This window comes from Methylobacterium sp. WL1 (genome assembly GCF_008000895.1).
In the GTDB taxonomy this organism is placed as follows: domain Bacteria; phylum Pseudomonadota; class Alphaproteobacteria; order Rhizobiales; family Beijerinckiaceae; genus Methylobacterium.
Window position 1 is genome coordinate 1829200 of record NZ_CP042823.1, and the last position, 13473, is coordinate 1842672.

A 13473-nucleotide genomic window follows, 5' to 3' on the forward strand; every position below is an offset into this window, starting at 1 on the left:
CCCCTGGATCCTCCCGAATGCCGGGAGATCCTGTACCGGAGCCGATGGCGGTCGTCCCGCCTGACGAGAGCCGTTCCCGGTCGTGTCGCGATCGACGCCGGTGGAACCGCCATCGGAACGGGCCCGATGGGCCTCAACGCCAGGCGGGCGTGAGGCCGCCGGGCATCAGGACCCCCAGCCCCGCGCCCGGCTTGCCCGGAAGCGCGGCGTGGTGGCGGCAGCCGGCGTCGCAGAACGCGCGCAGGGTGTGCCGGTCCAGGCCGACATCGTGCAGCGCATCGTCGTCGAGCGCCGAGAGGACGCGGTAGGTCCGCGCAGCCGCGCGCCGGACCCGAATGGATCTCAAGATCGAGACCAGCATATCGTGCTCTCCTCCGTCATGAATATTGATGTGGTGTCGGTATTAGACGAATGGCAGCGTCGTTTTATTCCACGGTTCGCGCATCACTCATTTGAGCGATACTCCGTCGAAAATCCTGTCGGCTGCCAGTTTGCTTCGGCAGTGGCCGGGACGGGGAGCGGGCATAGCAGCAGCAGGCGCATCAGCTCGGCCTGCCGGTTGGTGCCGGTCTTCTCGAACAGACGGCGCAGATGCGCGCGCGCCGTGTGCAGGGTGATCCGGCGCCGGGCCGCGCTCGCCGCGAGATCGTGCCCGGCCAGGATGTCGGTGGCGAGCGCCGCCTCGGCCGGCGTGAAGCCGAACAGCTCCTGCAGCGCCCCCGGGTCCGGCAGCGGGGCGGCGGCGGGGTCGATGACGCGTAGCAGCACTCCGTTGCCGGGGATCGGGCAGGCGGCGATCAGGAGCGTGCCGCCCTCCCCCGCGAGGCGAAGCGCGCCGCCGGTGCCGGTTGCGCAGCGGGCGACGAGCTGGCCGAACACCGCGGCGTGCTCGGGCGTGCCGGTGCACAGGTATCCGTTCCGGAGGCGCAGCAGGCCCCGGCGGACCAAGGCGTGGGCGGCGCGGTTCAGGACCTGCACGCGCCCGGACCGGTCGGTCACCGCCACCCCCTGCTCGAGATGCTCGACCAGCAGGCGAAGCGCGTCCTCCACAGGTGCCGGTTCGCGGGCCGGATCGGGCGTCGGCGTGGCGTGCCGATCGAACGGGCGCAGGGTGCGGTCGGGACTGACGATCACGCGCGGCCCTCATGGGATCGAAGCGGATGGCAGGATGTAGAACCCGGTTCCCCGCGCGGTTATTCCCGGACGCCGATCGAATTCGTCAGTGCGGCTGCCCGGTCCGGGCGCGGTACAGCGCGACGAAGCCCCGCAGGTCTCGGGCGTTGAGGTCCGACACCGCCCAGTAGGTGAGGTCGCCGGCGCTCCAGCGCTCGATGAACGTCCCGTCCCGGCGCGCCTCGACGGCCGCCGCATCGGCGGCCGCCGCATCGGCGGCCGCCGGCACCACGGTGACGCTGATCACGTGCCGGTCGTGGCGGTAGACCAGGGTCGGCACCGGCTTGCCGTCGACGATGTCGATCCGGCCGCCGGCCAGCGGGTAGCCCCGTTCGGCGAGGTCGGGGGCGTCGGGGGCGATGATGGTGCGGCCGTTGAACCACGGCTTGACCACGTGCCCGTCCGAGGAGGGGATATCGTAGGGCTGCGGCGCGGCGAGACCTCGCAGATGGCCGGCCAGAATGGCGTCGGCCGCCCGCGGCGGGGGGGCGGCGATCCCGAGGGGACCGAGGCCACCGAGCGAGGCACCGAGGGCGATCCCGACCACCAGCGTCGCGGCGAGCGCCGGCCAAGAGGTGAGCCGAGGGCTCAGCCAAGAGCTGATCCTTGCGCGGCGGGGCTCCGGGTCGGCGAACCCGACCTCCTGGACGATCCGTCCGCGCAGGGTCTCGGGGAGCGGCGCCGCCGCCAGCGTGGTCCGCACCGCGCCGGAGAGGCCGCGCAGGCGCTCGGCCCTGGTCCGGAGCTCGGGATCGGCCGCGAGGCGCCGCTCCATAGCCAGCACCTCGCCCGGCGACAGCTCGCCGTCGGCGTAGGCGCAGAGCAGCAGGAGGGTCTCGTCGCCGCCGGTCATCGCCCCTCCCCTGCGAGCCGTTCGAGCAGGTGCTGGCGCGCCCGCCCGAGACGCGACATCACGGTCCCGATCGGCACGTCCGTCACCTCGGCGATCTCCCGGTAGCTCAGGCCGTGATACTCGCGCAGCACCAGCGTCTCGCGGAACGGGACCGGAAGCGCGTCGATCGCCCGGGCGAGACGCCCGCCCTCGTCGTGGGCGATGAGCGCGGCTTCGGGCGTCTCGGGCGCCTCGGCGTGCACGCTTCCTGCATCCAGGATCGCGCGGGCCTCTGGAGCGAGGTCCTCGGCGAAGACCACCGTCCGGGGCCGGTGCCGGTGCAGCCACGAATAGCCGGTGTTGCGGACGATGGTCAGGAACCACGCCCGGGCGTTGCCCTCCGCGAAGGTCTCGATCGCCCGATAGGCGCGCAGGCAGGCCTCCTGCATCACGTCTTCGGCGTCGGTGGCGTTGCCGGTGAGCCAGTGCGCGAGCCGGTAGCCCTCGTCGAGCCGGGGCAGGACGAGTTGGCTGAAGCGCGCACGGGCGAGCGTCGTCATGCGCCGCCGCCCGCCGGGTCCGTATCCTGCGCCGCCATCGGCCGCTCACCCCGCAGCTTCGCGCCCCGGACTGAGAACCGTCGGGCCGTCCCGGGTATTCCCGAGATCGGCGATAAATCAGGCGTCGAGCCCGAGCATCAACCCGAGATTCTGCACCGCCGCCCCGGAGGCGCCCTTGCCGAGGTTGTCGAGGCGCGCCACCAGCACCGCCTGACCGTGCTCGGAGGAGCCGAACACCCGCAGCTCAAGCCGGTCGGTGTCGTTCAGATCCTCGGGGGTGATCTTCTCGCGGTGCTGGCCGGTCTCGGCGCCGGTCACCACCTGCACCAGCGGCTGGCCGGCGTACCAGTCGCGCAGGGCCGCCTCGAGGTCGCCGGAAGCGGGCTTGCCCGGCAGCGCGTCGAGGTGGAGCGGCACGCTTACCAGCATGCCCTGGCGGAAATTGCCCACCGACGGCACGAAGATCGGCCGCCGGGTGAGCCCGCTGTAGCGCTGCAGCTCCGGCACGTGCTTGTGGGCGAAGCCGAGGCCGTAGAGCAGGAACGGCGCCGCGCCGCCCCGCTCGTACTCCTCGATCATGCCCTTGCCGCCGCCGCTGTAGCCGCTGACCGCGTTGACGCTGAGCGGGATATCCGCCGGGATCAGGCCGGCCTCGACCAGGGGACGCAGGAGCGCGATCCCGCCCGTGGGGTAGCAGCCGGGATTGGCCACGCGCCGGGCGCGCGCCACGGCGGCGTCCTGCTCCCGGGTCATCTCCGGGAAGCCGTAGGTCCAGCCGGGGGCGACCCGGTGGGCGGTGCTGGCGTCGAGGATGCGCGGGCCGCCCCCGGGCAGGCCGTCGGCCAGCGCCACCGTCTCCCTGGCGGCGTCGTCCGGCAGGCACAGGACGGCGAGATCGACCTCGGCGAGCAGCGCGCGCTTCGCCTCCGGATCCTTCCGGTGCTCGGGCGCGATGCTGCGCAGGGTCACGCGGCCGTCGCGCTCCAGGCGCTCGCGGATGCCGAGACCGGTCGTGCCGGCCTCGCCATCGATGAACACGATGGGCCGCGTCGCTGCTTCGCTCGCCATGATCCGCCTCTCAGGCCAGAATCACGCCCGGCCGTCAGATCCTGGAGGTGACCATTGCGCGCACGCATGTCAACGGCGGCGCCCGCATCGGCTCCGGCGCGGCGGCCGGGACGATGCGGGCGCGTGGTGTTCCGGCCTCAGGTCGGCAGGCGGCCGTCGGGCGAATAGCGGTCGATCGCCGAGGGTAGCTCCCGGGACAGGCGCGCCAGGAGCGCCGCCCGGCTCAGGCCGGTCTGACGGGTCAGGTGGTCGAGGGTCTCGGGCCCGATGGCGCGCTCGAGGTCGGCCTCGGGGAGGTCGCGGTTGGCGCCGTGGTTGATCCACGAGGTGGCGGCCTCGCCGTGACCGCCCTTGGTGAAGTGGTCGACGAGCTCGCTGAGCCCGCTGGCGATCAGGCCGCCGACGCCGGCGGTCCCGGCGCCGCCCAGAAGGCCCGAGAGGCCGGAGAAATTCTCGAGCCCGCCGGTCGCGGTCCCGGTTCCTGTCGGGGCCGATTTCGGCACGGACGGAACCTGCGCCGGGCTGGTCCCGTGGTCGTGGCCCTTCAGCAGCTCGGCGAGCTTGTCGCGGTTCTGGTAGCCGGCCACGGCCAGTAGGCCCAGCAGCGCGGTCATCGAGGGGTAACCCTTGCTCATCGGCGTGTCCTCTCGTGTAGCCGCCCATCGTCGTGGAAGCGCGGGCCCCGGTCGGCGGATGCCGGGCCCCGCGATGCGGATCTCAGCGGGGGCGGCGGGTCGGCGCGGCGGACCGGCCGGCGAAGCGGCGGCCGACATAGGCGATCAGCTTCGGCAGAACGAAGATGGTGAGGAGCTTGCGGATCATCGTGGGTCTCCGTGACGGTTCAGCGGGGGGAGCGGGTGAGCCAGCCGACGCCGAAGGCGACGACGGCGACGGCGAGAAGGGTGCTGCTGCGGTGGTCGTCCGCGTAGCCGAGGGCGTCGCGGCCGAAGCGGGTGCCACGCTGCCGGGCCTCCCGGGCGTAGCGGCTGCCGTCGTCGAGGAGCCGTTCGCCCCGCCGGCGGGCTTCGTGGGCGAGCTCGGTGCCTTCTTCCACGAGATCTTCGGTGCGCTCCCGGGCGCGGCCGTAGGCGTGTTGCGCCCCGCCGGCGACCTGATCGACCGCGCCGCGGACTTGGCGGGCCGGATCGCCGGTCAGGCCGCCGAGCGCGGTGTTGGCGCGGCCCTTGAGGTGGCGCGTGGCGCCGCGAAACCCGTCCCGGTTCATGTGAGGCTCCTGTCTCGGTCCCTGGGGCGGAAGCGGCCGGGCGGCCGCCCCCGCGCTTGCGGCAGCGCTTGCGTCAATGCTTGCCGGTGATCTTGTCGGCGAGGTTCTTGGCGCCGTCCTTGGCGTCGCCGACGGTCTTCTGCGCTTCGCCCTTGAGCTCCTGGGCCTTGCCCTCGGCCACGAGCTTGTCGTTGCCGGTGACGTTGCCGGCGGCCTGCTTGACGTTGCCGACGGCCTCGTTGGCCAGGCCCTTGATCTTGTCGGTGGTGCTGCTCATCGAAGGTCTCCTTGCGGGGTGCTGCGGGTGGCCGGCTCGTGCCGGTCGGCGAGGTCCCCGCCGGGAGGGCGGGGACCGAGGGGATCAGGCGCGGCGGGCGTCGTAGGCGCCGACCAGGGTCTCGGCCTTCGGGGCGCCGAGGCGACCGCCGAAGAAGGCAGCCAGCGCGCCGAGGATCAGCGCCAGGGCGGCGTAGAAGGCGCCCTGCGTGGCGGCGGACTTGGCCGCGACGGCCGCCGCCTCGGCCTTCTGCTTGGCGGTGGCGACCGCTTGGTCGTACTGCTTCTCGTAGTCCTGGATCTGCTGCTTGGCCTGGTCGACCGGGATGTTCTGGGCCTTGGCCAGGGCGTCGGCCGCGCGGGCCTCGGCCTGGGCCTTCTGGCTCGGATCGCCGGTGAACAGCGCCTTCACGGCGGCGACGGCGGCGTCACGGGCGGCCTGCGGGTCCTGGCCGGCGGCCTGCTGGCGGACCGTGCTCTCGATCCCGTCGAGCGGGTTCGTGATCTTGGACAGCGACGGCGCGGCGGCCTGAGCGGCCGTCTGCACGGTGCCGCCGACGAGCGAGCCGGCCCCGCCCAGGGTGCTGGTCACGCCGCTGAACGCGCCACCGACGATGCCGCCGACCGCCGAGGTCAGCAGGTACAGCACCACCAGGGTGGTCACCGCCCAGGACACCAGACCGTGCAGGCCGGCGGCGCCGGCCACGGGCTTGCCCGAGAGCCGGCCGGCCAGGAGGCCGCCGATCAGCGAGGCGACGATGCCGGAGGCGACGAACAAGATGCCGGCGCTCATCGACAGGGTCGAGGCGGCCGGGTTGTCGGCGGCGTTCATGCCGACGCTGGACAGCCCGATGCCGACGCCGAGCATGTTGAAGATGACCTGGGCGACCAGGGCCGTGGTGGCGCCTGCGAAGATCGCGCCCCAGGACACTTGGTGGAGCAGGACGGTTCGCGAGTCGCTCGCATGGGCGAGCGGTGTGGTCGAGAGGTTGGGGGAAGCGGCCACTGGGTAACTCCTGGTCGTCGTCGTCGTCTTGGTCGTCATCGTCTTGGTCGTCGTATCGGGGTCGCCCCGGATGCGCGGCCCGGCCTCAGCGGCGGGTGTGCATCAGCAGGGCGAGGCCGTACCCGACCGCTCCGGCGATCAGCAGCGCGACGATCGGGCTTTCCTCGACCTGCCGGGCCACGGCGCGGCTGCCCCGGCGGGCGTAGTCGCCGGCATGCTCGTAGGCGTCCTCGGCGTAGTGGCCGGCCTCATCGGCGTAGTCGGCGGCCTGGTCGGCCGCCTGCCGGACCGTGTCCTTGGCCTGGCCGTAGAGGTTCTCGGCGGAGCCCTGTGCCTCGCGGAAGCGCCCCTCGACCGAGTCGCTCTTCGAGCCGGTGAGGTCGCCGACGGCGCCCTGCGCCTTGCCGACGAACGCCTTGGCGGCGCCCGTCACGCGATCCGTATCAACCATGGTGTCTCTCCTGTCTGGCGGTCGGCGGGTGGCTTGGTGGTCGTGCGCCGCTCGACCCGGCCTACGCGTTGCGCGGGATCTCGGGTTTCGCGTCGGACGTCTGCGAAGAGTGCTGAGCCTGGCCGCCGGCGGGGATCTCCGCGGCGCCGGTCAGCGTGGGATGGGTTTCGATGGTCAAACCCATTGTTGATCCTGGCGATACTAGAGTGGGGTCTGATATCGCTGGTTCAATGGTATAATTATACCGATTTGCTCGAACTTATGTACTAGCTTCCCGCGTGGTGAAGCCATTGTCCCGGCCCCAGACGATCACCTCGGTGCGTTTGTGGACCCCGAGCTTGCGGTAGAGGGCGGCGGCGTGGTTGCGCACGGTGTTGCGCGACAGGTTCAGACGCTTGGCGATGGCCTCGTCGGAGAGGCCGGCGCAGACCAGCCCGAGGATCTGGCGTTCCCGGACCGTGAGGCTCTGGACGCCCTCGTCGGTGCTGTCGCGGCCGGGATGGCGCAGGCCCGCGAGCTTCTCGATCAGGCCGCGGCTGAACCACGAGGTGTCGGCCATCACGGTCTCGATCGCAGTGAACAGGTCGCGCTCGGAGCGCTTGCGCTCGGTGATGTCCTGGAGCACCGCCAGGACGTAGTCGTCCTCGCCGATCACCACCCGCTCGGCCGACACCAGGCAGTCGATCTCGGTCCCGTCCTCGTGCCGCATGCAGGTCTCGAGGCCGAGCACGTAGCCGGTGCGCCGGACCGTGGCCTCGAACTTCGTCCGGGCGCTGTCCGAGATCCACAGGCCCAGTTCCGCGGCGGAGCGGCCCACGGACTTGTCCGGGCCGTAGCCGAAGATCCGCGGGAAGGCCTCGTTGACGGCCGTGATGGCGAATCCGTCGGCCCGGGCGAGGAGGGTCGGCACCGGGGTCATCCGGAACGCGGTGGCGAAGCGGGACTCGCTCTGGCGCAGGGAGGTCTCGGCCTTCTTGCGCAGCTCCAGATCCGCGAAGGTGAAGAGCATGCACGGCTCGTCGCCCATCTCCATCGGCTGGCCGGCCACGATGACGAAGCGGGTGCCGCCATCCGGCAGCCGCAGGCAGGCCTCCATCTGCGGGATGGTCGCGCCCGCATTGAGCCGCGTCACCGCCAGCTCGCGCTGCTTGGCGTCGGCCAGCACGTCGACCTCGTAGACGCTGCGCCCGATCACTTGGTCGCGGGTGTGGCCGGTCATCTCCAGGAAGCCGGCATTGACCTTGACGTGGCGCAGGTCGGACAGCCGGGTGATCACGGCCGGCGCCGGATTGGCGTTGAAGGTCTTCTCGAACCGCTCCTCGGCCTCGAATTGCGGCGTGACGTTCTGGAGGATCAGCGCGAGGCAGCTCGGTTGCCCGGCCCGGTCGGTGGCGACCAGGCTGCGCAGGGAATGGACGAAGGCGACGTCCGGCTTATCGGACCGCACCACCTCGACGATGACGTCGTGGAACGTCTCGCCCCGCACCACCCTCTCGATCGGGTAGGACTCGGGCGGCCGGTTGTTGCGGTAGCGGACGGAGAACCGGTCGCGGTAGGCGTCAACGGTCTCGCCCAGCTCCTCCAGGCTGCCGGCGCCGTGCATCGCCAGGGCGGCGTCGTTGGCCCAGGTGATCGTCTGATCCGGCTCGACCAGGATGACGCCCTCGGTCAGGCCGGCGATGATCTGCCTCAGCTCGTGTCTGTCGACGCCCGCGGTCACGGTGGTTCAGCTGCCTTGCCTGATGCGACCCGGACTGGATCGGCGGCGGGTAACAGGCGGCGCACCCGGTTGTTCCCTTGTGCGCAATCGGATTGCTGGTATATTTTAATTAGGATTGTAATCGGGCGTCGTGGTGTGACTCCGCGCGGACGGCCAAGGTTCTGCAATGTTCAAAGGGCGATCAAGGCCCTGCCGGAGGCCCCGAAACGTTGCCGGCTCCGCACGAGGCGGCCCTCGCGGACGCAGTCAGGAGAAGGTTGGTCCCGGTCTTGGGCGAGGGCGACGAACCGACCTCGTGGAGCCCGTTTCCCGAAGGCGACGGATCTTCTGTGGTGTGAACCCAATTCGTTGGAGCATTGTACGGCTGCTTTCGACCGAGGATGTTTGAAAACGACAAAGGGGTAGAAGGATCTTCCCGAGAACAACCTGGGCAGCGCCGAAATTTAGGCCTAAATCGCGTCAGAACCGCCCTGCAGCGGGGCCGCTTGTCTGCAGCGTAGAGGATTGTTCTACAATTTCGGCAAGCGCTTTCGTTTTCACACAGGCTCGACCCAACTACGACGTAGCCAGGGATTCGGCCGTCGCTCGAAAGCAGACGCTCCAACCTGCTCGTTTGTCAGCACCCATCGCCTGCTTCGTAACTCTTGAGGGCCTCTGCAGCGTCATCGAAGGCCGCCCAGGTCTTTCGGGCAAGGCTTCCACCCACGCTGCAGCGACGGACCCCGCATTCGGCGAACGCCCGGATGCCCGCGTCGTACTGGTGCACGACGACGTTGACGGGCTTTGGGGCGACCGCCGCGACGAGTTCCGCGACGGCACCTTGATCGAGGATGAAGGGCACGAAGAGGCAGTCGGCGCCGGCCTCCGCATAGGCGACGACGCGCGCGATGCTGGCAGTCACCGACATGCCGGCGACACGGAAGTTTTCGTTGCGACCGACGAGCATCACCGTGGGATCGATGGCGTCGATAGCCCTGCGCGCGGCCGCGATCCGTTCGACGGCGTGAGCCGTCTCGTACATCGCGGTTCCGGACCAATCCTCGATCGACAGGGCGGCCACGCCCGTGTCGACCGCCAGGGCGACGTTCCGCGCGACATCCTCCGGACGGTCGGCGAAGCCGTTCTCGAAATCGGCGTTGACCGGTAGAGGGGTGCTGGCAACGAGCATCCTCAGGTGATCGAGGATGGCCTCCAGACCGAGTTCCCCATCCTGCCGGCCGGCGGCCCATGCCGCACCCGCGCTCGTCGAGGCGAGGGCCTTGAAGCCGAGCTTGGCGAGTCGAACGGCGCTGCCGCGGTCCCAGGCATTGGGCAGAAGGAAGAAGCCGCTCTCGTGAAGGCTGCAAAAGGCCTTCCGCTTCTCCACCGTGGTGGTCATCGGTTGATCCATCGTCATCAGGCCCTGACATCGTCCAGCCGACGCCGCTGCTGGCCAGCCTCGTCGAAGTTCGAGGGCGCGAGCCAGGCGGTCAACGCGGCCGAGATCCTGGGCCATTCAGGGCTGATAATCGAGAACCAGGCCGTGTCCCGGCTCTCACCCTTCACCATCATGTGCTGACGGAAGATGCCCTCGAAGGTGAAACCGAACCGAGCCGCCGCGTTCCGCGATGGTGCGTTCCGGCTGTCGCATTTCTATTCGAACCGTCGGTAACCGAGTGTCTCGAACGCGTAGGCGGCGAAGAGGGAGAGCGCTTCCGTCGCCACCCGTGTCCTTGCGATGGTCGGTCCCCAGAGAATGTTGCCGATCTCGATGACGCCGTGGGTCGGATCTATGCGCATCAGGGCTTGGCGCCCTTCGGCCCGTCCCGTCGCTTGGTCGATCACGGCGAAGAACAGTGGATCGTGCGACGTCGATGCTGTCTCAAGCCAAGCGGCAAAGCTGGGCTCATCCACCGGTGGTTCATCGAAGAGATAGCGGAAGCGATCCTCGGCGCCCGGTCGGAGCGCCGAGTGAAGGAGCGTCGGACCGTGTCGCGCGGGGCTCAGCGGCTCGAGGCGCGCGTAACGCCCTTCCAGCACGCAAGATCCGGGCTTCGGGACGCCAGTCCAGTTCTGTCGATCCATAGCTTTCAGTAATCCATCTGAGATGAGGGAGTATTGGATAAGGCAAGCCTGATCCGTTCAGCAGTGTCCGGACGGTCTTGCCACTCAGAAGGCAATCCCGAGAGCGACGCCGGCCAGAATCGCGAACGCAGAGAGGACGAGAACCGGGTCGAGCCCTTCACCGAGGAAGACGGCGGATAGGCCGATCCCGAGAACGGGCGTCGCCAAGAGGCCAAGAGAAGCCTTGGCTGCCGGCAGGCGGCGGCTCACGACAGTCATCGCCCAAAAGCCGAGTGCCGTCCCAATCACGCCGTTATAGGCAAGTGCGATGAGGACGGAGGCGCTCATCCGCGGGGATGGCGCACCGTCGACCAGAAGTGCGAGTCCGACGAGAACCGAGCTAGCCAGCAGGCACTGCCAGGGCATGAGTTGAAGCGGCGTCGCCGTCCAGCGGTGGCCGCGCGTATAAACGAGGCTGACGGACCAAGAGAGTGCGGCCAGAAGCCGAAGGCCATTGCCGTAGAGAGCCGCTGGGCTTCCCCAATCCAGACCACGCGGTCCTAGGAGGAGAAGCAGTCCAAAAAGCCCGATGGCGATGCCAATCGCCTGACGCGTCGTGATGCGCTCCCCAAGGAACAGGAACGCAGCGGGCGCCACCCAGAGCGGCGTCGTGTAACCCAGCACGATGGCGCGGCTCGCTGGAACGAATGTCATGCCCACCGTCATGAGCGCCGCGAAGGCGACCATGTGGAACAAGGCAATGACGAGCACGACGGGGAGGTCAGCACGGGGCGGACGAACGAGATGCCCCGTGGCCAAAAGCGCCGGAAACAGGACCAGGGTAGCCAGAACGGTACGGATGGCAACGGCCCAGAGTGGCGTGATCTCCCGAACGGCAACCTTGATGACAACCCAGTTGAGGCTCCAGGCCACCACCACGAAGGCGAATAGACCAAGCGTCGAGAGAGCAGAGGCCGGAGACGGTCGGCGTCCAAGAACGGTGGTGGCGGAGCTGGACGTCATGCCTCGAGGGTCCCTGAGAGCACCTTACCTTCGTCTCAAAATGGTTTAGCGTAGAGTGCCATTATCGGTGTTTTCGGCTAGTCCACTTGGATGCCGAAGCAGCGAACGACCATTGTGATCCCCTCCCTGAGAGCCTTCGAGCGGCGCGACGGCCACCTCGGCCGCCAGATCGCGCAGCGCCTGCGTGATGCCGTGGCGAGTGGCGAACTGAAGCCAGGAGAGCGGCTTCCATCGACCCGCACGCTGGCTGCCTCCCTTGGGGTTGCCAGAGGGTTGGTGGTCGAGGCGTTCGACCAGCTCAGGGCGGAAGGCTACTTCGACGCGCGCGTCGGTGCGGGTACCCGTGTCGCGTCGACGCTCAGCGACGAGCCGCTGATCACGCCGCCAGAGTCGAGCCTACATCTGATATCCTATGAAATGGTCTTGCCGCCTGCGGCGGAACGACTGGCCGCCTTCGCCCGTGCCGTCGCGTCACAGCCCCAGGTTCCCTTCGCGGTCGCCGTGCCGGCGGCCGGCATTGCCCCCGACGACACGTGGCGAAAGCTCGGCAATCGTGTCCGGGCTTCCAGTCGCTCCGCACCGGCGGGCTACGCCGATCCGTACGGACTACCCGCGTTGCGAGCGGCAATCGCCGATCACGTACGCCGCGCACGCGCGGTTCGGTGCGGAATGGAGAACGTCATCGTCACGTCCGGCACCCAGCAGGGCCTCTACATGGCCGGTCGGGTGCTGCTGTCGCGCGCCGATGCGGTCTGGGCGGAGGACCCGGCCTATCCGGGCTTGCGGGCCGTGTTGGAAGACCTCGGCGTCCTCACGCACCACCTGCCCGTGGATGAGCAAGGCCTCGACGTGCAACGCGGCCTATCAATCTGCGCGACGGCCCGCGCCGCCTTCGTCACCCCCTCGCATCAATATCCGGTCGGGATGCCGATGAGCATGGCCCGGCGCCAAGCCCTCGTCGCGTGGGCTGAGCGTAATCAGGCTTGGATCGTGGAGGACGATTACGACAGCGAGCTGCGCTACGCGGGGCATCCCTTCCCGGCCATCCAGGGGCTCAGCCCAGCGCGAGTCATCTACCTCGGCACCTTCAGCAAGGTGCTGTTTCCTTCGCTGCGGCTTGGCTACGTCATCGCGCCGAGTCCGCTGGTCGAGGCGTTCGCCGGTGCCCGAGCGATGCTCGACCGACACTCCCCCACCGCTGATCAGCACCTGCTGGCCGCCTACATGCAGGACGGTTCATTCGAGGCCCATGTCCGGCGCATCCGCGGCCTCTATGCCGAGCGCCGGGCCGTGCTGCTGGAAGCGCTCACGCCGGCCCTGCCGGAGGGCTGGTCCATTCAGCCGAGTGACCAGGGCATGCACATCGTGCTGTGGCTGCCGGAAGGGGCGGACGATGTGCAGGTTGCTGCCCGGGCGCAGGCCATCGGTTTGGTGATGCGTCCGATCTCGCCGATGTACGCCGAGCTACCCGGACGTCCGGGACTGATGCTCGGCTACGGCGGTTTTCTGCCCGAGCAATTGCGCGACGCAGTCAGGCGACTCGCTACCCTATTCGTGCTGCCTCCGCTGTAGCTCGTTCAGGATAGCCTGTGCGAGCTGATGTATGCAGCTTCCGCTTAGAGCCTCATCCACTCCCGAGCAGCCGTTCTGCCTTCCACCCACCCCGGCCGTAGAGCAGACGGACGGGTCCCGACCCAACACAGTCATTAGGATCACCATCAGCGCTTCCCGAAAGCGGCCATTCGTCGGCCGTCCGGCAAACTCGGCTCGGGATGGGTAACGGACCTTGACCTTCTGCCCCGAAGCGGACACCGAACCATTGGAGTGCAGCAGTCACCGTCTACCGGCAGAGGCCAAGCTGCCTCTGTCAATGATCTCGACCGCGCCACGACGTAGCTCGACCAGACCAGCCTCTGCCCATTGCGCCAGAATGCGACTCACCACCTCGCGGACGCTGCTGATGTCAGTAGCTATTTCCTGGTCAATCGAAAGACTGGCGCCATGGACCTGATCAAGGGTGAGAGCCGCAAGGTCGATAGGATTTCGTGCCGCAAGCACGACAGCCTCATCCCGATTCCAGTGGACGAGCGTCCGGC

General features: G+C 69.0%; 16 protein-coding genes and 1 pseudogene. 1 reads left to right on the forward strand and 16 read right to left on the reverse strand.

Annotated elements, in window-relative coordinates:
* Nucleotides 1-133 precede the first annotated feature (133 nt).
* The 15 genes and pseudogenes from FVA80_RS09050 to FVA80_RS09115 all read right to left on the reverse strand — a co-directional run bounded on the left by FVA80_RS09050 (nucleotide 134) and on the right by FVA80_RS09115 (nucleotide 11377).
* Nucleotides 134-361, reverse strand: coding sequence for a DUF1127 domain-containing protein (locus FVA80_RS09050; protein WP_147908165.1), 228 nt, complete (start codon nucleotides 359-361; stop codon nucleotides 134-136).
* Nucleotides 362-444: 83 nt separating this feature from the next.
* Complete coding sequence (locus FVA80_RS09055) at nucleotides 445-1134, reverse strand: helix-turn-helix transcriptional regulator (RefSeq protein ID WP_187193634.1); 690 nt, start codon at nucleotides 1132-1134, stop codon at nucleotides 445-447.
* Between the two features lie 85 nt (nucleotides 1135-1219).
* The gene (locus FVA80_RS09060; RefSeq protein WP_147908164.1) at nucleotides 1220-2026 is read right to left on the reverse strand and encodes an anti-sigma factor; all 807 of its coding nucleotides are present in this window, start codon (nucleotides 2024-2026) and stop codon (nucleotides 1220-1222) included.
* Nucleotides 2023-2565, reverse strand: a complete 543-nt coding sequence (locus tag FVA80_RS09065) for a sigma-70 family RNA polymerase sigma factor (protein WP_147899394.1) — start codon at nucleotides 2563-2565, stop codon at nucleotides 2023-2025. Before FVA80_RS09065 ends, FVA80_RS09060 begins: the two co-directional genes overlap by 4 nt.
* Nucleotides 2566-2682: 117 nt before the next feature.
* Nucleotides 2683-3633 carry an N-acetyl-gamma-glutamyl-phosphate reductase gene (gene argC / locus FVA80_RS09070; RefSeq protein WP_147908163.1) on the reverse strand — a complete coding sequence of 317 codons (951 nt, stop codon included), beginning with the start codon at nucleotides 3631-3633 and terminating at the stop codon, nucleotides 2683-2685.
* Between the two features lie 137 nt (nucleotides 3634-3770).
* Nucleotides 3771-4268, reverse strand: coding sequence for a YidB family protein (locus FVA80_RS09075; RefSeq protein WP_147908162.1), 498 nt, complete (start codon nucleotides 4266-4268; stop codon nucleotides 3771-3773).
* Between the two features lie 206 nt (nucleotides 4269-4474).
* Nucleotides 4475-4858: a CsbD family protein gene (locus tag FVA80_RS09080; RefSeq protein WP_147908161.1), complete on the reverse strand. Its 384-nt coding sequence runs from the start codon at nucleotides 4856-4858 to the stop codon at nucleotides 4475-4477.
* A 73-nt stretch (nucleotides 4859-4931) separates the two neighbouring features.
* Entirely contained in the window at nucleotides 4932-5135 is a 204-nt protein-coding gene (locus tag FVA80_RS09085) for a CsbD family protein (protein WP_147957821.1), read from the reverse strand.
* 84 nt (nucleotides 5136-5219) lie between these two features.
* Nucleotides 5220-6140 carry a PhnA-like protein gene (locus FVA80_RS09090; RefSeq protein ID WP_147957822.1) on the reverse strand — a complete coding sequence of 307 codons (921 nt, stop codon included), beginning with the start codon at nucleotides 6138-6140 and terminating at the stop codon, nucleotides 5220-5222.
* 85 nt (nucleotides 6141-6225) lie between these two features.
* Nucleotides 6226-6591: a CsbD family protein gene (locus FVA80_RS09095; RefSeq protein ID WP_147908978.1), complete on the reverse strand. Its 366-nt coding sequence runs from the start codon at nucleotides 6589-6591 to the stop codon at nucleotides 6226-6228.
* Nucleotides 6592-6652: 61 nt separating this feature from the next.
* Nucleotides 6653-6775, reverse strand: coding sequence for a hypothetical protein (locus FVA80_RS31875; RefSeq protein ID WP_281408709.1), 123 nt, complete (start codon nucleotides 6773-6775; stop codon nucleotides 6653-6655).
* Nucleotides 6776-6850: 75 nt separating this feature from the next.
* Nucleotides 6851-8311: a helix-turn-helix transcriptional regulator gene (locus FVA80_RS09100; protein ID WP_147908977.1), complete on the reverse strand. Its 1461-nt coding sequence runs from the start codon at nucleotides 8309-8311 to the stop codon at nucleotides 6851-6853.
* A 616-nt stretch (nucleotides 8312-8927) separates the two neighbouring features.
* Nucleotides 8928-9806 (reverse strand): isocitrate lyase/phosphoenolpyruvate mutase family protein, encoded by an 879-nt coding sequence (locus FVA80_RS09105; protein WP_210248943.1) that lies wholly within the window; start codon nucleotides 9804-9806, stop codon nucleotides 8928-8930.
* A pseudogene (locus FVA80_RS09110) lies at nucleotides 9707-10375 on the reverse strand (GNAT family protein). Before FVA80_RS09110 ends, FVA80_RS09105 begins: the two are co-directional and overlap by 100 nt.
* A gap of 84 nt (nucleotides 10376-10459) precedes the next feature.
* Nucleotides 10460-11377 (reverse strand): DMT family transporter, encoded by a 918-nt coding sequence (locus FVA80_RS09115; RefSeq protein ID WP_147908976.1) that lies wholly within the window; start codon nucleotides 11375-11377, stop codon nucleotides 10460-10462.
* 90 nt (nucleotides 11378-11467) lie between these two features.
* On the opposite strand from FVA80_RS09115, the gene FVA80_RS09120 reads away from it, so the two are divergent.
* Nucleotides 11468-12949, forward strand: coding sequence for a PLP-dependent aminotransferase family protein (locus FVA80_RS09120; RefSeq protein WP_147908975.1), 1482 nt, complete (start codon nucleotides 11468-11470; stop codon nucleotides 12947-12949).
* A 261-nt stretch (nucleotides 12950-13210) separates the two neighbouring features.
* Here the strand turns inward: FVA80_RS09120 and FVA80_RS31145 are convergent, their stop codons facing one another.
* The gene (locus tag FVA80_RS31145; protein ID WP_238278309.1) at nucleotides 13211-13321 is read right to left on the reverse strand and encodes a hypothetical protein; all 111 of its coding nucleotides are present in this window, start codon (nucleotides 13319-13321) and stop codon (nucleotides 13211-13213) included.
* Between the last annotated feature and the right edge of the window lie 152 nt (nucleotides 13322-13473).

Coding starts and splice junctions, on each gene's coding strand:
- FVA80_RS09050 (WP_147908165.1), bottom strand. CDS start 361: ATGCTGGTCTCGATCTTGAGATCCATTCGGGTCCGGCGCGCGGCTGCG.
- FVA80_RS09060 (WP_147908164.1), bottom strand. CDS start 2,026: ATGACCGGCGGCGACGAGACCCTCCTGCTGCTCTGCGCCTACGCCGAC.
- FVA80_RS09065 (WP_147899394.1), bottom strand. CDS start 2,565: ATGACGACGCTCGCCCGTGCGCGCTTCAGCCAACTCGTCCTGCCCCGG.
- argC (WP_147908163.1), bottom strand. CDS start 3,633: ATGGCGAGCGAAGCAGCGACGCGGCCCATCGTGTTCATCGATGGCGAG.
- FVA80_RS09075 (WP_147908162.1), bottom strand. CDS start 4,268: ATGAGCAAGGGTTACCCCTCGATGACCGCGCTGCTGGGCCTACTGGCC.
- FVA80_RS09080 (WP_147908161.1), bottom strand. CDS start 4,858: ATGAACCGGGACGGGTTTCGCGGCGCCACGCGCCACCTCAAGGGCCGC.
- FVA80_RS09085 (WP_147957821.1), bottom strand. CDS start 5,135: ATGAGCAGCACCACCGACAAGATCAAGGGCCTGGCCAACGAGGCCGTC.
- FVA80_RS09095 (WP_147908978.1), bottom strand. CDS start 6,591: ATGGTTGATACGGATCGCGTGACGGGCGCCGCCAAGGCGTTCGTCGGC.
- FVA80_RS31875 (WP_281408709.1), bottom strand. CDS start 6,775: ATGGGTTTGACCATCGAAACCCATCCCACGCTGACCGGCGCCGCGGAG.
- FVA80_RS09105 (WP_210248943.1), bottom strand. CDS start 9,806: ATGGCCCAGGATCTCGGCCGCGTTGACCGCCTGGCTCGCGCCCTCGAA.
- FVA80_RS09115 (WP_147908976.1), bottom strand. CDS start 11,377: ATGACGTCCAGCTCCGCCACCACCGTTCTTGGACGCCGACCGTCTCCG.
- FVA80_RS09120 (WP_147908975.1), top strand. CDS start 11,468: ATGCCGAAGCAGCGAACGACCATTGTGATCCCCTCCCTGAGAGCCTTC.